This is a genomic window from Pantoea vagans, assembly GCF_004792415.1.
GTDB classification, from domain to species: domain Bacteria; phylum Pseudomonadota; class Gammaproteobacteria; order Enterobacterales; family Enterobacteriaceae; genus Pantoea; species Pantoea vagans.
The window spans coordinates 1,281,552-1,303,496 of sequence record NZ_CP038853.1; the positions used below are offsets into that span (position 1 = coordinate 1,281,552).

The window sequence follows — 21,945 nt, forward strand, 5'->3', positions numbered from 1 at the left end:
TACAAATGGCAGAACTCACGCAAGGCCGTGTAGACATCATCTCGCGCGAAAACGGCACACTCCTCTCACAGACCGCTGGCGGTTCGTCACAATCCATTAACCTCACCGAGCCCAGCGTTGTGCGCATCAGCGGCACGCGCGACATGGTGACGCAGTTCGAGCGCCAGGGTAACGATCTGGTGCTGAAAATGCGTGACGGCAGCACGGTACGCTATCAGAAATTCTTCCTTGATGACGCCGAAGGCCAGCACAGCGAACTGGTGTTCGATGATGGGGTTAATCCACCGGAACATGCGCTCTTTCCCCAGACTGCCGAGGGCGCTGAACTCGCCTCCAGTTCGGTTACGCCCACCTATGAGTCACTCGACAGCGTAGAGCCGCTACTGCTGGCGGATAACACCAACACCTCAATGGGCGTGATCACCGCGGGCGGTCTGGGTGTGCTCGGCTTAGCCGGACTGGCCGTGGGTGTAGGTCGTGGTGGAGGCGGCGGTGGAGGGAATGGCGGCGGCAACGATGGCGGCACCGATCCCGGTACACCGGTTACACCGGGGACGCCTGCCATCACCCTGAATGCATTCGCTGGCGATGATGTACTGGATAACGCGGAAAAAACCACCGATCAGGTACTGAGCGGCACTACCAGCAATGTTGAAGCAGGTCAGATTGTTACCGTCACGCTGGGCGGCCAGACCTACAACGCCACCGTAGGTGCGGACGGCAGCTGGAGTGTTACAATCCCGGCTGCGGCGCTGGGAGGACTCGCCGCAGGCACCACCACCATCGACGTCAGCGTCACTAACGCAGCAGGCACGGCAGCCACCGGCAGCCTGCCGATTACCGTCGCCGCCGCCGATCCCGGCACGCCCGCGACCCCAGCTATCAGCCTGAACCCGTTTGCAGGCGATAACCTGCTGGATAACAGCGAAAAAACGACGCCACAAACCGTATCCGGCTCCACCAGCAATGTTGAGGCTGGTCAGACCGTTATCGTCACGCTGGGCGGCCAGACCTACAACGGCACCGTGGGTGCGGATGGCAGCTGGAGCGTTGCGATTCCGGCTGCGGCACTGGCGGGACTCGCCGCAGGCACTACCACCATCGGCGTCAGCGTCACTAACGCAGCAGGCACTGCGGCCACCGGCAGCCTGCCGATTACCGTCGCCGCCGATCCCGGCACGCCTGCGACGCCGGTCATCAGCCTGAATCCGTTTGCGGGCGATAACCTGCTGGATAACAGCGAAAAAACCACGCCACAAACGCTGTCCGGCTCCACCGGCAATGTCGAAGCAGGGCAGATCGTTACCGTGACCCTGGGCGGCCAGAGCTACAGCGGCAGCGTAGCGGGCGACGGCAGCTGGAGCATCACCGTGCCTGCCGATGCGCTGAGCGCGCTGGCCTCCGGCACCACCACCGTCACGGCAACGGTCACTAACCAGGCGGGAACCGCCGCCAGCGGCAGCCTGACTCTTACCGTAGAGGCACCGCTGACCCAGCCGGGTACGCCGGTCATCACCATCGACCAGTTTGCCGGGGATGACATCCTCAGCAATGCTGAGAAAAGCAGTGACCAGCTGCTGAGCGGCTCGACCACCAACGTCGAAGCCGGGCAGATTGTCACCATCACGCTGGGCGACCAGACCTATAGCGCGCTGGTGGATGCGCAGGGCAACTGGAGCATCACGCTGTCGCCTGCACAGCTGAATGCGCTGGCCGCCGGGACGGTTGCCATTTCGGCGGTCGTCACCAGTCAGGCTGGCATTGAGGCCAGCGAAAACCGTGCCATCAGCGTCGATACGCCGGTGGTTACGGGCCCGCCAGCGGTCACCGTGGATGACTTTACCGGTGACAATCAGCTGAGTAACGCGGAGAAAGCCACCGACCAGACGGTGACCGGCAACACCAGTAACATCGAACCCGGGCAGCTGGTGACGGTGACGCTGGGCGGTCAGACTTACAGCGGCAGCGTGGACGCGCAGGGCAACTGGAGCGTCACATTGCCATCAGCAGCCCTGAGCGCACTGGCGGCAGGTGAAAACACCCTGACGGTTTCGGTCAGCAATGCTGCCGGTAACACCGTGACCGGCAGCCTGCCGATCAGTGTGGAAGCGCCAGTGACGCAGCCGGGCGAACCGACCGTGACCATTGGCCAGTTTGCCGGGGATGACATTCTCAGCAACGATGAAAAAGGGACGGCCCAGACACTCTCCGGCACGACCACCAATATCGAAGCGGGCCAGACGGTAACCGTCACCCTGGGGGGGCAGACTTACCTGGGCACCGTCGATGGCAGTGGAAACTGGAGTGTGATTATTCCGGCAGCCGCGCTGGGCAATCTGCCCGCGGGCTCGAATGCCATTGGCGTCACCGTCAGTAACGCCGCGGGCGTCACCACCAGCGAAACCCGCGATATTTCAGTGGATGCGCCGACAACAGAGCCAGGCGTACCGGCCCTGACTCTGAATGATTTTGCTGGCGATAACGATCTGAGCAACGAAGAAAAAGCGGTTGATCAGCTGGTCAGCGGCACCACCAGTAATGTTGAAGCCGGACAGCTGGTGACGGTTACCCTGGGCGGCCAGACCTACAGCGCCAGCGTGCAGGCTGATGGCAGCTGGAGCGTCACCGTTCCGTCAGCTGCGCTCAACGCGCTGGCAGCTGGCACGACCACACTCACCGTTTCGGTCAGTAATGCGGCGGGCGATGTCGCAACTGCTGCACAGCCAATCACCGTCGAAGCCCCGGCGACGCAGCCGGGTCAGGCCACCGTGACCATCGACGCCTTTGCCGGGGATGACATCCTCAGCAACAGCGAGAAAGCCAGCGACCAGTTACTGAGCGGCACCACCACCAATATCCCCGAGGGGCAGCAGGTTACTGTTACGCTGAACGGAGAGACCTTCACCGCCACGGTCGGCGCAGATGGCAGCTGGAGCGTCACGATTCCGGCCAGCTCGCTGGCTGCGCTGACAGCCGGAAGTGCGACTCTGAACGCCACCGTTAACGATTCGCTCGGCACGCCAGTCAGCGAAACCCGCGACTTCCTCGTCGAGTCATCAGGCACCGCGCCAGGCACCCCGACATTAACCATCAATGCCTTTGCTGGCGACAACGTCCTGAGCAACGATGAGAAGCTGGACGCTCAGGCGGTCTCGGGCAGCACCACCAATGTCGAAGCCGGACAGATTGTCACGGTGACGCTGGGCGGTCAGAACTACAGCGGCACGGTCGGCGCCGATGGCAGCTGGAATATCGCGATTCCGGCCAACGATCTCCTTGCCCTGGCTTCGGGCGCTGCCTCACTGGTTGTGACGGTCAGCAATGCGGCTGGCACGCCCGTCAGCGATACGCTGGCGATTACGGTAGAACCTCTGGTTACCGAGCCAGGCCAGCCGGTGATCATAATCAATCAGTTCGCGGGTGATGACGTCCTGAATAACGATGAGAAAACCAGCGACCAGCTATTGAGCGGTACCACCACCAACGTTGAGGCGGGCCAGATTGTCACGGTCACGCTGGGTGATCAGACCTACAGCGCCACAGTCGGTGCGGATGGCAGCTGGAGCCTGAGCGTCCCTGCCAGCGCGCTGGCGGCACTGGCAGCGGGCAGTGCCACTATCGCGGCCACGGTTACTAGTCAGGCGGGGGTAACGGTAAGTGAAGATCGGGTGATCGCAGTTGAAGCGCCTGCGGAGCCGGGCACGCCGACAGTCACGATCGCCCTGTTTGCCGGTGACGATCTGGTGGATAACAGCGAGAAGGCCGTCGATCAGACGCTGTCCGGCAGCACCAGTAACGTGGAGGCGGGCCAGACGGTCACCATTACCCTGGGCGGTCAGAATTACAGTGCGCTGGTCAACCCGGACGGCAGCTGGAGCACGCCGATCCCGTCTGCGGCGCTCAGTGCCCTGGCGGCAGGCACCACGGCCATCACGGTCAGCGTCACGTCGGTAGCCGGTGCCTTAGCCACCGACAGCCGTGACATCAACGTCGCGCCGGCAGCCGGTGAACCGGGTGTGATCACTATCAGCGAGCCTGTCAGCGTTGATGGTTTCCTTAACCTGCAGGAGCTGAGCAGCGATCTGATCATCGGCGGCTCGGCGGTGGGCGTCAATCCGGGCCAGGCGGTGCAGCTTAACTTCAACGGCAACAATTACAGTGCGGTGGTGGGCAGTAACGGCTTCTGGAGCGTCACCGTTCCGGCTGGCGATCTCAGTGGCATCACCGACGGTGTGAAACTGATCTCGGTTACCGCAACCGACGCCAGTGGTGCGCTGCTGACCGACTCCGCTCAACTGTATGTGGTCACCACCACGTTGCCGCAGATCACGCTGGATGAGAGCGCGCTTACCGATGGCATTCTTAATCAGACCGAAGCGGGCAGCGATCTGCTGATCGGTGGCAGCACCGGTAAAGCGGTGGCGGGCCAGTTGGTCGAAGTACAGCTCAACGGCAAAACCTACAGCACTACGGTTAATGACGATGGCAGCTGGAACCTGACGCTGCCTGCCGCCGATCTCGCCTTACTGCCGCAGGGCGCTAACGGCCTGACCATTACCGCGATTGATGAGGCGGGCAACCGCGTGGACGAGACGCTGAACTTCAGCGTCGACACGCTGCCACCGAACCTGATTGTGGCGGAGGTGGCAGGTGGCGATGGCATTCTTAACAGCACGGAAGTGGCTGCAGGCGTGCCGGTCAGCGGTTCAGGTGCGCTGCCGGGCGAACTAGTGACGGTCTCGCTGAACAACGTCATTTACAGCGCAACCGTGGATGGGCAGGGCAACTGGACGGTGGATCTGCCGCCAGCGGCGCTGCAGGCACTGTCAGATGGCAGCAGCTATACGCTGGTGGTTACCCTGACCGACGCCAGCGGCAACATCGCGACCCAGGCGCAGACGCTGGCCGTCAGCACGCAGCCGCCGGTTGCCACCGTCACCGCACCGGGCGGTGATGGCGTTCTGACCAGCAATGAACTCACGGAGCCGCTGTTGATCAGCGGAACCGGCACCGCAGGCGACAGTGTAGCGGTCGGGTTAAACGGTAAAACTTACGTTGTTATCGTGGACGAAAACGGTAACTGGAGTGCATCAGTCCCGGTTGCCGATCTTGCCACGCTGAGCAACCAGACTTATCCGGTGACCGTGACCGTGACCGATCCGGCTGGAAACAGCAGCACGCAGGATACCGATCTGCGGGTTGCTACCGAAGCGCCTGCTCTGACTCTGAACCCGCTGGACGCTGACGGCGTGATCAACATCAGCGACGCGCAGCAGCCGCTGATTGTCAGCGGAACCGGCGACGAAGGTGACATCATTCGTGTCACGCTCAATAACCTGACCTACAGCGCCGTGGTGGCACAGGGTGGCAACTGGAGTGTAACCGTTCCGGCTGCCGACCTGGCGGGTGTGCCCAACGGTACTCAGCTGGTATCTGTCGTCGCGACGGACGCGGATGGCAATACCACACCAGCCAGCAGTTCACTGATTTTCGCGACCACGCCGCCACTGCTGGAGGTCTCGACGCCGGGCAGTGATGGTTATATCAACATTGCTGAACACACGCAGGATCTCACCATCGACGGGCGCGGGGGGACGCAGGGCGACACGGTGGCAGTGAGTTTCAATGGCGAAACCTACTCCGCCACGGTTGACACCAATGGCACATGGAGCGTGACGGTGCCCGCCGCCATCATCAGTCAGCTGGGCGATGCACTCTACCCGGTTGACGTGGTAATCAGCGACGCTTATGGCAACAGCACGACCGTCGCCTCCAGTGTCACGGTGCTGGCGGCAACGTCACCGGCGCTGACCATTGATCCTGTGACCGGCGATAATCTGGTCGACAGTGCAGAACAGCTCACTGACATTCTGGTCACCGGTAACGTCACCGGCGTACCGGCAGGCCAGCCGGTATTACTGACCATTAACGGTCAGTCTTACGACGGTGTAGTGCAGGCGAACGGAAGCTGGAGTGTGACCCTGCCCGCCGGATCGCTGGGTGCCGCAGGCGATAAAACCTTTACCGTGGCGATTACCGACGTGGCCGGAAATCCGGCGCTGCCTGCCCAGGGGCAGTTCACCGTGATCACGACCAACGTACCGTCGCTGTCGATTGCCCCGATCAGTGACGACAACGCACTCAACGTGCTGGATGCGCAGAGCGATCTGATCCTCAGCGGCGGTTCCGCAAACCTGCCGGCGAACAGCCCGATCAGCGTGACGCTGGTGCCCGGCGGCACCCTTTACAGCACCACAACCGATGAAAACGGTAGCTGGACCCTGACCGTGCCAGCCGCCGACCTGGCGAACCTGGCGCAGGGTAACACCACCGTTACCGTCACCTCGGGGGATGTACAGACCAGCCAGACGCTGCTGGTGGCAACGACGCCGCTGGCAGAACCCCAAATCAACACGCCTTTCACAGACGGCATTCTCAACACTGAGGAAGCCAGCACAGCGCAGACGCTGACCGGCTCCGTCCAGCCAGGCCAGGCCGTGAGCGTGACCCTGGGGGGCATCAGCTATCCGGCAACGGTAGCAGCAAATGGTGACTGGAGCGTCACGCTGCCGCCAGATGCGCTACAGGCCCTGGCGCAGGGCAGCAATCCCGTTACCGTGACGGTGAGCGATGTCGCGGGTAACAGCACCAGCATCAGCGTACCGATAACGGTGGATACCGGGGTACCGGCGCTGACCGTTAACCCGATTGCCACCGATGGCATTATCAATGCGGCTGAAACAGCCAGCGATCTGACCGTCAGCGGCACCGTCGCCCCGGGCAGCAGCGTCAGCCTTGTGCTTAATGGTGAGACCTACAGCGCCACGGTCGCCGCGGATGGCAGCTGGACCGCCACCGTACCCGCTGCCGATCTGCAACAGCTGGCTGATGGCCGTTACGATCTCAACGTGACCGTTACCAGCGTCAGTGGCAACGTTGCCACCACGCCATTGCCGGTCACCGTGGATACCACCGCACCCGACTTCAGCATTAATGCGCCCGCTGGCGATGGCGTGCTGAACATCGCGGAGCAGGCTGCTGGTTTCAGCTTCAGCGGCGCAGGCAGTGAAGGCGACCGCGTCAGCGTAACGCTGAATGGCGTCACCTACACCGGCACGGTTGATGCGGACGGAAACTGGGGGCTGGCCGTACCGCCTGCTGCGCTTGCCGGTCTGACCAACGGCACCAGCTATCCGGTGGTGGTCACCGTCACCGACGCGGCTGGCAACAGCAGCAGCCAGAACAGTGCGCTGACGGTTGCCACCACGCCGCCTCCGCTGGTGGTCGCGCCGGTCAGCGGGGACAACGCGCTGAACACCGCTGAACTGGCGGAGCCGCTGGTCGTCAGCGGCAGCGGTCAGAACGGCGACATTGTCACGGTCCAGCTCAATGACCAGCTCTACAGCACCACCGTCGGCGTGAATGGGCAGTGGACGCTGCAAATCGATGCTAATGATCTGGCGGCGCTGCCTCCGGGCACGAATCCGCTCACCGTTACCGAAATCAATGCTAACGGTAACCAGAGCAGCCAGGTGGTTGATCTGAATGTGGCAACCTCGCCGGACGTGCAGCCTGTGCTGACCGTCGATAGCAGCACCTTTGCCGGCGACGGTATCGTCACGGCCGCCGAACAGTTACAGCCGGTTACGGTGCGCGGCAGCAGCAGTAACGTCGAGGCGGGCCAGCAGGTCGTCATCACCCTGAACGGCACGGACTACAGCGGTGTGGTTGGGGCCAGCGGCAGCTGGAGCATTACGCTGCCTGGGGGCGCACTGGCGGAACTGGGCGAGGGCAGTCAGACCCTGACCGTCAGCGTGATCAACGCCGTCGGCAATACCGCCACCAGCCCGCTTGACTTCACTGTGGACAACACGCTGCCATCGCTCGCGCTGGCACCGATCGGCGACGACAACTACCTCAATGCCCAGGAGCTGGGCGGTGCCGTTGTGGTCAGCGGCAGCACCAGCGGCCTGCCTGAGGGCAGCATTATTACCGTGCTTGCCAGCGGCACCACAGCCAGCACCAGCGTGGCGGCCGATGGAAGCTGGAGCCTGACCTTACCGGCTGGCACCTTTAACGGCGCGGCCGATGGCCCGCAGACGATTACCGCCACGGCCACCGACGGCAGCGGACAACAGCTTGCCACCAGCGACGCTACCCTGACGGTGGTGGCCAGCGCACTGCCGGTGGCCACCCCTGGCGTGGCCTTTGATGACGGTATTCTCAACGGCGACGAAGCCGTCAGCGGCGGCGTGATCACCGGAAACACCGGCGTACCTGGTGACGGCCAGACGGTTATCGTCACGCTGGGCGGAACTAACTACAGCGGCACGGTCGACGCAGCGGGTAACTGGCAGGTCGCGGTTCCGCCAGCGGCGCTCTCTGCGCTGCCACAGGGCAGCACGCCTTACACCGTGGTGGTCAGTGATGTGGCAGGCAATAGCAGCCAGGCTGACGGCAGCCTGGTGGTGGATACCCTGCCACCGGTGCTGAACTTCATTACTCCCTCCGATGGCATTATCAATGCCGCTGAGAGTCAGCAGCCGCTGACGCTGACCGGCAGTAGTGAAGCCAATGCGCTGATTGTGGCCAGCTTCAACGGCACCAGCCTGAGCACCACCGCAGACGTCAACGGTAACTGGTCGCTGGATCTGCCCGCCACGGTTTATACCGGGCTGGGCAACGGCTCCTATCCTCTGACCGTGACCGCCAGCGACACAGCAGGCAATGCCACCACCACCAGCCGCGATCTGGCGCTGAAAGTGGAGGCGGGCACGCTGCCGACCCTGACGCTGGATGCCTTTGCCGGTAATAATGTGGTCGATGGTGCGGAACGCCTCACCGATCAACGTCTGACCGGCACCACCACCAACGTCGAAGCGGGCCAGCTGGTCACCGTCACCCTTGATGGCACAGTCTACAGCGCCGCCGTGCAGGCGAGCGGAGCATGGAGCCTGATCGTGCCAGCCGGTGCGCTGGCGGCAATTGCGGATGGCAGCGCCAGTTTCACTGTGGCGGTCAGCGACGTGGCGGGCAATACCACCACCACTAATCTCACCTTTGACGTTAACAGCAACGCGTCTGGCCTGGCGATGGATGCCATCAGTCAGGACAACTATCTGAATGCGCAGGAGCTGGGTCAGCCGCTGATTGTTACCGGCACCTCGGCGAATGTGCCTGAAGGCAGTCTGGTCACGCTGCTGTTTAACAACATCAGCTACACCGCGCAGGTCTCGGCCAGTGGTCGCTGGAGTGTGATCGTCCCGGCTGAGTCACTGACGGCACTCGCCGACGGGCCTTACACCGTCACGGTCACCACGACGGACAGCGGCGGGGCGACCCTGAGCAGCGAAGCCGCGCTCAGCGTGCTGGCGACACTGCCAGCACCGCAGATCGTCTCTGCTTTTGGCGATGGTCTGCTTAACAGCAGCGAAATCATCACGCCACAAACCCTGAGCGGCACCACAGGTGTGACAGGTGACGGCCAGACGGTGAGCGTGGTTCTCAACGGCGTGACCTACAACGGCACGGTCGACAACAATGGCAACTGGCAGGTCAGCGTGCCTGCTTCCGCGCTGGCCGATCTGCCGGAGGAGACGCTTAACTACACCGTTAACGTGCAGGATGCGGCGGGTAATACCGGCAGCAGCCAGGGCAGCGTCACGGTCGATCTGACGCCGCCAACCCTGTCGCTTGATCCGGTTGCGGGCGATAACAGCGTCAATATTGCCGAAAGCACCGCGCCGATTGTGCTCAGCGGCAGCAGTAATGCCGAAGCCGGTCAGCAGGTCACCCTTACCCTTAACAACCAGATCTGGACCACCACCGTGACCCAGGATGGCGACTGGAGCCTGACACTGCCTGCGGGTGCCCTGGCAGGGATTCCGGCCGGTGCATATATCCTGACCGTGACGGTCAGTGATGCGGCGGGCAATCCGGTTACTGAAACGCGTGAAATCACCGTCGCAACCGGTGCCCTGTCGGTCAGCATGAATACGCCGTTTGGCGATGGCTACCTTAGCCAGGCTGAAACGGCGGTCAGTCAGACGCTGAGCGGGAGCACCGGTGTGGCGGGCGAGGGCCAGACCGTCAGCGTGACGCTGGGCGATAATGACTACACTGCCGCAGTCGATGCGCAGGGCAACTGGACGCTGACCTTAACGCCAGCGCAGGTGCAGGCACTGGCTGAGGGCGTGACGACGCTGGTGGTCAATGCCAGCGATGCCGCCGGTAACAGCGGTTCGCTGACCAGCGCCGTCACGGTCGATCTCACCCCGCCTGCGTTAAGCATTAACCCTATCGGCGGCGACAACATCATCAATTCAGTTGAGGTGCTGGAAGCTGTCGCTATCAGCGGAACAGCCTCAGTTGCGGATGCCGGACAGACGGTCACGGTCAGCTTCCAGAATGCTGATTACACCACCCGGGTACTCTCTGATGGCACGTGGCAGGTGACCCTGCCTGCCGGTGTCGTGCAGGGGCTGGCGGATGGCAGCTATCCGGTCGATGTGACGATCAGAGATGCGGCGGGTAACCTGACCACGGCGACCCAGACGCTGACGCGTGATGCGGACAGCCTGAATCTGCCGACCCTGACTATCGGGGCAATCAGTGACGATAACTTCCTTAACCAGGCAGAGTCGCTGCAGGATCTGAGCATCGGCGGCACCAGCACCAATCTGGTGGAAGGCCAGCTGGTAACGGTAACGCTGAACGCCATTCAGTACAGCGGCACGGTGGCCGCAGATGGCAGCTGGACCGTGACCGTTTCGGCCGCCGATCTGGGCAATCTGCCGGATGGCGATCAGCTGCTGATCGTGGTCTCAGCGGATACCTCTGGCAACCCGGCCAGCGCCAGCGCCAGCCTGGTCGTGCTGGCCAGCGCGCTGGTTCAGCCAACGCTGACCCTGAACGTGGTAGCAGGCGATGATGTGATCAATGCTACTGAGGCTACTGCGGATGTCGCGGTCAGCGGTGGCAGCACCCTGCTGGCGGCAGGAACGCCGGTAACCGTGTCGTTTAACGGTACTGACTACAGCACCACGATTGACGCTGACGGCAACTGGACGGTGACGGTACCGTCTGCAGCTTTCATCAACGTCGCGCCGGGCAGCACGCAGACCTTTACCGTCACCGCCAGTGATGTTGCCGGTAACCCGGCGGTCGCCACGCAGGAGGTCAGCTTCAGCACCACACCGCCTGTCCTGACGGATATTACGGTCAATGCGGGTGACACGCTAAACCTGGCGGAGTCGCTGCAGGATCTCACCATCAACGGCACTACCACGGGCGCACTGCCGGTGACGGTGACGCTGAATAACGTCAGCTATACCACCACGGCGGATGCGGACGGGAACTGGACACTCACCATTCCCACAGCCGACGTGCAGCAGCTGACAGACGGCCCTAACGTCATCACCGTGTCGGTCACTGACGCGGCGGGTAATGTCACCACCGACACCACCACCACACTGGATGTGGCGTTTAATACCCTGCCTGCGCTGACCCTGAACACGCCGTTTGGCGATGCGCTGATCAGTGCAGCAGATGCCGCCGCGCCATTAACGCTGAGTGGTGACAGCACTAATCTGCCGGAAGGCAGCGTAGTGAATATTACCGTCGGCACACAGACTTTCAGCACCACCACCGATGCCAGCGGCAACTGGACGCTGAACCTGGCAGCGGGCGCACTGACGGACCTGGACGATGGACTGACACAGGTGGTGGTCACCGCCACGGATGCGGCAGGAAATCCGGCGCAGGTTACCGCAGGCGTGGAGATCCTGCTGACCCCGCCGGTTTCAGCTCTCTTCGCTGACACGCAGTTTGGCGATAACGTGATAAACATCAGTGAAGCGGGTTCCGTTCAGCTGGTAACGGGCACGTCTAATCCTGTTGCGGGCCAGACCCTCAGCGTCACAGTCGGCGATGACAACATCCCGCTGTCGGTGACGGTTGATGCCAGTGGCAACTGGACGGCCAGCCTGACGCCGGAGGTGATCGCCAGCCTGGGTGCCGGTGAACACACGCTGACCCTCACCACCACGGATCGGGCCGGTAACAGCATTACAGAGACGCAGACCTTTGTCTCAGCGATTACCCCGATTGCCGCGCCAACGCTGGATACGCTGTTTACGGATGGCCGTCTTAACGCGGCGGAAGCGGCAACGGACGGTACCCTGACCGGTACGGTCAACAGTGCTGATCCGGCCTCGGTGGCGGTGACTATCAATGGCACCGTCTATGCCGCGACGCTCACTGCTGGCGGTGCAGGCTGGTCACTGACTCTGCCGCCTGCCGTATTGCAGTCACTGCCGGATGGCAACCTGCCGGTCAGCGTGACCGTTACCGACGTGAACGGCAACATCGGCACCACCAGTGGTTCGCTGCTGGTCGCCGTCAATACGCTGCCGGATGTCACGCTGATCCTGCCGTTTGGTGACGGTGCGCTGAACGCCAACGAAGCGGGAACAGAGCAAATCCTCAGTGGCACCACCGGCATTACCGGTGCAGGACAGACGGTATCGGTGCTGATCGCCGGCTTTAACGGCGACCAGCCGCTGGCCGCCACGGTGCAGAACGATGGCAGCTGGTCGCTGACCCTGTCGCCGGCACAGTTAGCCACCTTCACCAGCGGCACGCATACCATTACCGTGACCGCTACCGACATTGCGGGTAACAGTGACGTGACGGCCCTGAGTGTGGTAACCGAAGTAGCTGTGCCGGTGCCGACCTTCACGCCTGGCGCGTTTGGCGGTGATAACGTCCTGAACATCAGTGAAGCCGCGGCAGGGGTCACCCTGACCGGCACCACCGGCAGCGTGGGGGATAATCAGGCGGTCAGCATTACTGTCGATCTCAATGGCAGCCTCTATTCCGGCAGGGTGGATGGCAACGGTAACTGGACCGTTGACCTTCCTGGCAACGCGCTAAGTTCTCTGGGTAACGGGACGCAAATCCTGACGGTTAACGTCGTGGATGCGGCGGGTAACAGCGCATCGGCGCAGCTGCCGTTCACCACCGATCTCAGCGCGCCGCAGCCTGCGGTCAATCCGCAATTCCTTGGCGGCTATGTGAATAGCGGCGATGTTGCCGCAGGGATTACGCTGAGCGGCACCACCGGTGAGGCGGGCGCGAATCAGACGGTGCAGTTAACGCTGGGCGGCACGACTTACCCTGCAACAGTGGATGCCAATGGCAACTGGACAGTGCCGCTGACTCAGGCGCAGCTTTCAGCGCTGCCGGATGCTACCTATCCGGTTACCGTGACGGCCACCGATGCGGCAGGCAACAGCACGACGATTAACAGCTCACTGGTGCTCGACACCAGGCCACCGGTACTGACCACTAACGCCTTTGCCGGTGACAACGTACTGAACTACGCCGAGAGCATTCAGCCGCAGATCCTCAGCGGCACGGCAACGGGCGCAGAGACGGGCGCCGTGGTCACGGTCTTGCTGAATACCACGACCTTCGGCACCGCCGTGGTTGACGGTAACGGCAACTGGAGCGTGACGCTGACGCCAGAGCAGATGGCCACCTTTGGGGCATCCACAACCCTGGCGCTGGCAGTGACTGACCTGGCAGGTAACACCGCCAGCGGCACCGTCGCGGTGACGGTGGATCTGACGCCACCGCCAGGCCCGCTGGTGACGCTGGGCACGGTTTCGGGCGACAACATCATCAGCACCCAGGATGTCGCGGGTGGCGTCGTCCTGAGCGGCACCTCGGCTAATCTCGGTGCAGGTGGGGTGGTAACGGTGGTGATGAATGGTGTGACCTACGCCACCACGCTGGATGGGTCAGGCAACTGGTCAACGGCTGCGTTGCCGGTCAGCGCCTTTGGCAATGCGGACGGCAGCGTCGCCATCACGGTGAATGCCACCGATGGCACGACTCCTGTCACCGTCAGCGGTAACGTGCTGATTGATCTGACGCCACCGGCTCTGACGATCAATGCCTTTGCGGGTGACAACCAGGTTAATGGCAATGAAAGCGCCACCAGCCAGACCCTCAGCGGCACCGCCGATGTCGCTGAAGCAGGCCGCACGGTGGTTGTGACCTTCAATAACCAGACATACAGCGCGGTGGTGCAGAGTAACGGCAGCTGGTCCACCACCGTTCCTGCCAGCGCGATGCAGGCACTGACCGATGGCAGTACGCCGGTGATCACCGCGCAGCTGTCAGATGTCGCCGGTAACGTGACGACTGCGACACAGCAGGTGACGGTGGATACCGCCGCGCCGCTGGTGCAGGTTGACGCGCTGGCGGGCGATAACGTGCTTAATGCCGCTGATCTGGCCGTCAGTCAGGTGCTGACCGGCAGCGCACAGGGCGCGGAAGGCCAGACCATCGGCCTCTACCTGGGCGATGCCGCGCCGATCGCTACCGCAACGGTGGGTGCAGATGGCCGCTGGAGCATTGATCTTGCACCGAATGTCCTGTCGGGTCTCACTGACGGCGCGCTGGTGTTTGGCGTGCGAGTCAATGACAGTGCAGGAAATCAGACCGACGCGACGCTAACGGTCAACAAAGTGGTTAACAGTGCGCTGACGCTGGTGGTTGATTCGGTATTCGGCGACGGCACGCTCAGTGCGCTGGATACCACGGTGGCGCAGACCATCTCCGGAACTGCGACGTCGGCAGGTGTCGGGGCCACGGTATCGGTGGCACTGGGAGGCACCACGCTCTCTGCTTCTGTAGGTCAGGATGGTAAATGGGCCATCGTGGTGCCTCCTGCGGTGCTGGATCTGGTCACCGACGGCAATCTTGCCGTTAACGTCACCCTGACCGATGCAGCGGGCAACACCCGCACCGTGGGTGAAGCCGTAACGGCGATTGTCGATGCGGTGCCGGTGGTGGGCGCGCTCACCGGGCTGTTTGGCGGCGATAACCTGCTGAACATTGCGGAAGCGGCAGCCGGACAGCTGGTGGGGGGCGTAATCAGCAATGCGGCGGCGGGTTCCCAGGTGACGGTGACCTTCGGCAGGAAAACATACAACACCACCGTGCAGGCGGGCGGAGCCTGGAGCGTTAGCCTGCCGGGCAGCGATCTCACCTCACTGCTGGATGGCAATCTGACGCTGGGCGTCAGCGTCCGGGATGCGGCGGGTAACGTCGCCTCGAATAGCGCGTCGATTGGCATCTTTACCCAGACACCATCCATTTCCCTGACCTCTCTGTTTGGCGATGGCGTGCTGAATCTGGCCGATATCGCCACCGGCCAGGTGATCAGCGGGGTGGTGAACAACGTTGCGCAGGGCAGTGTGGTGACGCTTTCGGTGGGCAACAGCCAGCTGACCGCGACCGTGGGGGCGGGCGGTGCCTTCAGCGCCACGGTGACGCCGGATATCCTGGGCACCCTGGCGCAGGGCAACCTGACGGTCGGTGCGTCAGTAACGGATGCAGCGGGGAATACCGCCAGCACCAGCGCCGGTATCCGCGTCGATACGCTGCTGCCAACCATCACGGTAAATCCGCTGTTCGGTGACGGTCTGCTGAACGTGGCGGATGCGCTGGTTACACAGGTGATTGGCGGCGTCGTCGGCGGTGCAGAAGCGGGATCGCGTGTCGTCGTATCGGTGGGTTCTCAGCAGTTTGTGACGGCAACCGATGCCAGCGGCAACTTTAACGTCTCGCTGACGCCTGCGCTGTTGCAGGGCATTGCGGATGGCAATCTCACCGTCGGCGTCAGCGTCACCGACAGCGCCGGTAACACCAGCAGCACCACCGCCGGCGCGCTGGTGGGTATTCACAATCTGCCGAAGGTTACGCTCAATCCGTTGTTTGGTGATGGCGTGCTGAACCTGGCGGAATCGCTGGTGAGCCAGACCATCAGCGGCACGGTCTCCGGCGTGGCAGCGGGCAGCAGCGTCAGGCTGGCGATTGGTAGCACCATCGCTACTGCGCTGGTCAACGCCGATGGCACGTTCTCCACCACCGTTTCGCCCGCTGTGCTCTCGACGCTGCTGAACGGTAACTTTACCGTCAGCGCGGCGGTCACTGACCCGGTCGGCAACGTCAGCAGCACCAGCGCAGGCGTGTCACTGGGACTGGTGCAGCCAACCCTGACGGTGAATACGGTGTTCGGCGATGGCGTCCTGAGCGCAGCCGATCTGGCCTCGAACCAGACCCTGAGCGGGACCTCCAGCCTGTCAGCCGGTTCGACCGTCAGCGCCACGCTGAACGGCCTGACCTATACTACTAAAGTGGTGAGTGGCGGTAACTGGAGCATCAGCGTTCCGAAAGCGGATCTTGCCGCAATCACTGACGGCAGTAAAACCGTGACGGTGACCGGCACCGATGCCTACGGTAACGTGGCGAACAGCAGCGGAACACTGAGCGTTATCAGTCAGTCAACGCCTGTGGTCGCCATTACCTCACTGTTTGGCGACAGTGCGCTGAGTGCAGCCGATGTCAAAACCGCGCAGACGATTTCAGGCACCGCCAGCAACGCCGAAGGATCGGTGGTACGCGTTACGCTGGGTGGCCAGACTTACAGCACCACGGTGAGCAGTAACGGCAACTGGAGTCTCTCTGTGCCGGCGGCTAACCTCGCCGCAATTGCGGATGGTCTGCAGACCGTGACCGCCAGCGTCATCAACGGCGCAGGCACCAACGGTTCCACCTCGGCGTCGCTGGGTGTGGTGAGTCACACCACGCCGACCGTCACTGTGAACAGTTTCTTTGGTGGCGATGGTTATCTCAACATTGCGGAAGCCAATACGGCTGAAACCATCAGAGGAACCAGCACCAACGCGGCGGGCGGCACCGTAACGGTTAACGTGGCAGGTAATGTCCTTACCACGACCATTGGCGCGAATGGGGCATGGAGCATCAGCGTGCCGTCAGCGACGCTGAAAGGGATTGCAGATGGCAGCCATCCGCTGACCGTCACGGTGACGGATATTGGGGGCAATACCGCGACCAGCACCAGCAGCTTTACTGCGCTGTCCCATAATCAGCCGCTGGTCGGGGTTGATCCGGTGCTCAGCATCGTCGGTTCTCTGCTTACCGGTCTGGTCGTGCAGGGGGGATCGCTGAATGCGGCTCAGGGATCGAAAGTCAGCGTGACGCTGCTGCTCTCCAACGGCAGCAACGGACCGACGCTGAATACCACCACCGATGCCCTGGGGCGTTACGCGGTTAACTTCTCACCGTCACTGCTGTCAGTTGGAGGACTGCTGCTGTCGCTGAACACGCTGGCAAAAGTCTCCATCACTGACGTGGCCGGTAACAGCTACACCACTACCAACACCCTGTTGCTGGGTTCACTGCTGCCGGTGACGCTGGCGGCCACCGAGTCTGTGGCACTCTTCTCGGTGGCGGACGACAGCGCTACCGTCGCCAGTGCCAGCGTGGAAACGCAGCATAACAGCAGCACCAGCAGCGACGATAACAGCGCCCATGTAGCCGTGGTCTCGACGCTGATTACCGAAGCGGATACGGTGACGCCGGTCAGCAGCAGTGAAACCGTGGTGGCCAGTGACACCGCTGTGGCGGCGGCACCGGCAGAGGAGGTGGGTTACACCATTGGCGGCGTCGTGATTACGCTGGCCGATGGCAGTACGGCAGAAGGCGCTTCGGTAACCGGCAGCAGCGGGGCGGATACCGTGACGGTCAGCGACCTTAACTTTACCCATATTGATGGCGGCGCGGGCACCGATACCCTGGTGCTGAATGGTGAATATCTCAATCTGGATCTCACCGCGCTGGGCCTTAAAGTTGAACACATTGAAGTGCTCGATTTGGGTAAAACCGGCACCAACTCTGTGAAACTCGATCTCAATGAGGCACTCAATATTACGGACAAACAGAGTGATGATTTGCTGATCAAAGGCGCAGATGGCAGTCAGGTCACACTGGCGAACAGCAACGGCGGTATCTGGGAAGTGACTGGCGAGCGCACGGTGGAGGGCAGAGTCTTTGAGATCTACCACAACTCGGCGCTGAGCAGTGAAAATACCCTGGGTGATGTGCTGGTGCAGCAGAATCTGCAGGTCCACGTGGCGTAGTCACAGCAACGTCTGTCAGGTCGTTCTGAGAAGCGGGTGCGCAAGCACCCGCTTTTTTTGTTTTAGTCACGTAATAATTTCACTTTCCAGATTATCGCCACTATTCATTAGCAGAATGAAAGATTAGGGTAAGCGCAGCAAACGGCGTGACGCCGTAAATCAGCATTCTGGCTCCATTTGTCGCTTTTATCAGCGTCTTCTTTCATCATCCCTGTTACCTGCGGGTAATCAGTTCCGACCAGCGGAAACGGGCAGCGTCAGCTGACCCACTACCCATCGTCAGTCTTAACCTCCGGTTTATCCGGGCGTTTTGGTCTGCGTTTCTGTTCTGAACTGAGGTTACCTATGTCAACACGCGATACGCTTCGTTCCGTCCGGTTCGAATCCATTTTCCAGACGGCGGTGAGCGACTTTGCCGTCGCCGACAGCGCGCTGCCCGCCATTGCGCCAGTCGCAACGCAGAGTCTTAATCTGCCCGTCACCCCTTTCTCTGCGGAGTCACCGCATAGCAGCCCGCTCAACTACAGTGCCCTGGCGGTCAGCGCGGTGGAAAGTTCGCCACCCGCTGCACTGCGCCCCTATGAACCGATTGCCAGAGATGGCGTCATTGCCGCCTGGGAGGCGCAAAAGCCGGTGCATCTGCGTGGCCGGGCTGAAGGCGAAGCGGGCTCCACCGTCACGCTGACGTTCAACGACCAGAGCTGGCACAGCACCGTTAACAAGTGGGGCTACTGGAACGCCACCATGCCGGCTAATGCCCTGAAAGGCGTGCCGGATGGCAATCACAGCCTGGCGCTGACCATCACTGATAAAGCGGGCCACAGCACCACGACCGACGTCGATTTTGGTCTCTATGTTGATCGCACCATCAAACCGACCCTGACAGTAGACACGGTCAGTGGCGACAACGCGGTAAATATTGCTGAGAGCATTTACGGCGTTGAAATCAGCGGCAGCGCAACGCACCTGCCGGCAGGGTCATTGCTGAAATTAACCCTGGGCACGCAGACCACCACTGCCCACATGGAAGGCGACGGCAAGTGGTATGGCACTTTCCAGGAAAGCGATATGCAGGCGCTGCAGGATGGCGTCTACAGCCTCAAAGTGACGGCGACCGATCCGAATGGAAAAACCGTAACCGACTATCACGACCTGACGCTGATTACCCACCTGAGCAGCCTGCCAAAAATTACCTTTGATAAGGTTACGTCGGACGACGTGATTAATCTGGCGGAAACCCAGCAGGATCTGCTGCTGAGCGGCACGCTCTCTACCGTGATGCCGGGTCACCGGCTGGTGATCACCGGGGCCAACCAGAAAGATTATGCTGCCACAATAGGCGAGGATGGCCACTGGCAGGTGGTGATCCCGGCGGCGGATGTGCACGACTTTATTAATATTGGCGAGATCCGCGCCTGGTCGATCGACGGGGCCAATAACTACACGGATGCCACGCATGAGCTGAATATCCACACCGGCTTTATTCCGATCTACACCGAAATGGATCTGGGCGATGACATGACGCTTAACTATCAGGAGGCGCAGCACGATCTGAGCTTCTACGTTGAGGGCTGCAACACGCTGGAGATCAACGGCAAAACCTACCAGCCCGATGCGCAGGGCATGGTGACGCTCACCTCCGGCGACCTGATGGCGCTGCCGGATGGTCCGGTCGCCGCCACCTTCTATCGTCAGGATCAGTACGGCAACAGCGACACGCAGAACCGGGAGACCCTCTTTACCGTGGCCGTGCATCAGCGGCCAACTCTGACGCTGGACACCGCCTTTGATGACAACAAAATTGATGCCGCCGATGTCAACAGCTGGCATCTGATCCAGGGCAGCTCCAGCCATCTGCAACCGGGCAGCCTGGTAGAATTAACCCTGGGCGATCAGCATTACAGCGCCAGCGTAAAAGCGGATGGTGGCTGGGCACTGACCATTCTGGCCGGGGAGCTGGCACCGCTGGATGATGGTGAGTACCAGATGACGGTCAGCGGTAAAGACAGCGCCGGTAATCTGGCCACGGCCAGCCAGACGGTGCAGGTGGCATCGCATACCGAAACGGGCAGCCTGATGGCGGATCAGACGGTGGATAACCTGCTGGAAACCGTCACGCTGACCCAGCAGGCGGAGACCGCGCACGTGGCACACGCCTCTACGGCCTCTGCCGTTCCGCAGGAGAGCCATCTCTTCTCCGATGTTTCTTACACCCTTGCCGATCATCTGCTGCAGCATCCTGCAGCACAGCCGATAGTCTGACGCTAACACATTAGTAAAATAACTGCCTTCCGGACAGGTCTGTTAAGCCTGTCTGGATTGGCACAGATTTGTTTGATGGTTATTTTTTGTCCATACAGGAGAAATATTAAAGAATTCATCTGTTTTTTGCAGGAATAAGCGCGGGATATGATCTAATAATGTTAAAGGTCGTTTAGCGTCCCGCTTGCGAATCATAAATAAAATAACGCAATAACGCTGTCTGGCTATGAGATACACCCCTTTTTGCTCGCTTTGTTCACCAGGAAAAACACCATGATGATAAGAACCTCTGCTGGTATGGATAATGAACAAAGCGCGATTAACTTTTTTGTTGTGCGCCCTGAGTGGCGTGGCAGTGCCCGCGGCCTTTGCCGCACCGTTACCGAAAGCCGAATTTAACTGGCGCGCCGCGCCAACCGAAGAACAGATTGCCAGCTTAACGCTGCGCGACGCCATTCTCCGGGCCTTTGCCCGCAATCCGAAAATCTCGGAAGCGGCGGCACAGATCCACGTCGGTGAGGGAGATCTGGATGCCGCCCGCAGCGCCTGGTATCCGCAGATCTCACTGCAGGGTGCCGCGGGACGCTCTCACCAGACCGACTCCGCTGGCAGTCTGAACAATAATGGCTCCGGCGGTATCACGCTCAGTCAGCTGCTTTACGACTTTGGCCGCACCGGCAGCGCCATCGATGAACAGCATGCCCTGTCAGAGGCCTATCGTTTCGGCCTGTTCGATTCGATGACGACCGTGGCGGAAGATACGCTGCAGGCCTACCTCGAAGTCAAACGCTACCAGGCGCTGTCTGAAACGGCGCACACTAATATCGCCTCGCTGCAGCGGGTACGGGATATTGCGAAACTGCGCGCCGATGCCGGGCTCAATTCCCAGTCAGATGTTTTGCAGGCGGAAACCCGCATCGCCGCGATGCAGGCCACGCTGGAGCAATATCGCGCCCAGCTGCGTTCCGCCACCGCGCAGCTGACCGTGCTGACCGGTGTCGTGCCCGCCACGTTGCCCGAACTGCCCCAGGCGTTGCTGAAACAGCAGATCACCCTCGACAAAATTGCCTATGAAAGCAGCGCCGCAGTACGCAGCGCGCAGTCTAAACAGGAAGCCGCCCGTGAGCGGGTGCGCCAGGCCCAGTCCGGTCACTGGCCGACCATCAAAGTGCAGGCGGGCCGGACCCGCTATGAAAACGATCGTTCGTCTTACTGGGATGATGAAGTACAGCTGCAGGTGGAAGCGCCGCTTTATCAGGGCGGCATGGTGAATGCCAAAACTGAGTCAGCGGAGGGCGACCGTGAAGCGGCACAGGCTGCGGTGCAGCAGGCCAAACTTGCCATCAATCAGAACGCCTCGACTGCCTATGCCGACATGATCGGGGCACAGCAGCGGCAGGCCGCCGGAGAAGTGCAGCTGGCCAGCGCCGACCATACCCGTAATGTCTACGCCGATGAATATCGTCTGAGTAAGCGCAGCCTGAACGACCTGCTGAGCGTGGAACAGGATGTGTTTCAGGCCGACAGCTCACGTATCACCGCGCTTTACGATGGCTGGGACGCCACCGTGCGCTATGCCGCCGCGGTAGACAATCTGCTCGATATCATGGGTATCGATCGCCAGCAAAGCAGCGGCGATCTCCTTCCTTCGCTGCAATAGCGATAAGGC

At 61.5% G+C, this 21,945-nt stretch carries 3 protein-coding genes; all 3 read left to right on the top strand.

The genetic code is table 11. The features are described from left to right. Positions 1-5: 5 nt before the first annotated feature. The 3 genes from EGO56_RS06125 (at position 6) to EGO56_RS06135 (ending at position 21,936) form a co-directional block, all read left to right on the top strand. Positions 6-18,014 carry an Ig-like domain-containing protein gene (locus EGO56_RS06125; RefSeq protein ID WP_135908001.1) on the top strand — a complete coding sequence of 6,003 codons (18,009 nt, stop codon included), beginning with the start codon at positions 6-8 and terminating at the stop codon, positions 18,012-18,014. Between the two features lie 345 nt (positions 18,015-18,359). Continuing rightward, entirely contained in the window at positions 18,360-20,276 is a 1,917-nt protein-coding gene (locus EGO56_RS06130; protein WP_135908003.1) for an Ig-like domain-containing protein, read from the top strand. 304 nt (positions 20,277-20,580) lie between these two features. Further along, the gene (locus tag EGO56_RS06135) at positions 20,581-21,936 is read left to right on the top strand and encodes a TolC family outer membrane protein (RefSeq protein WP_013358552.1); all 1,356 of its coding nucleotides are present in this window, start codon (positions 20,581-20,583) and stop codon (positions 21,934-21,936) included. Positions 21,937-21,945: the final 9 nt, after the last annotated feature.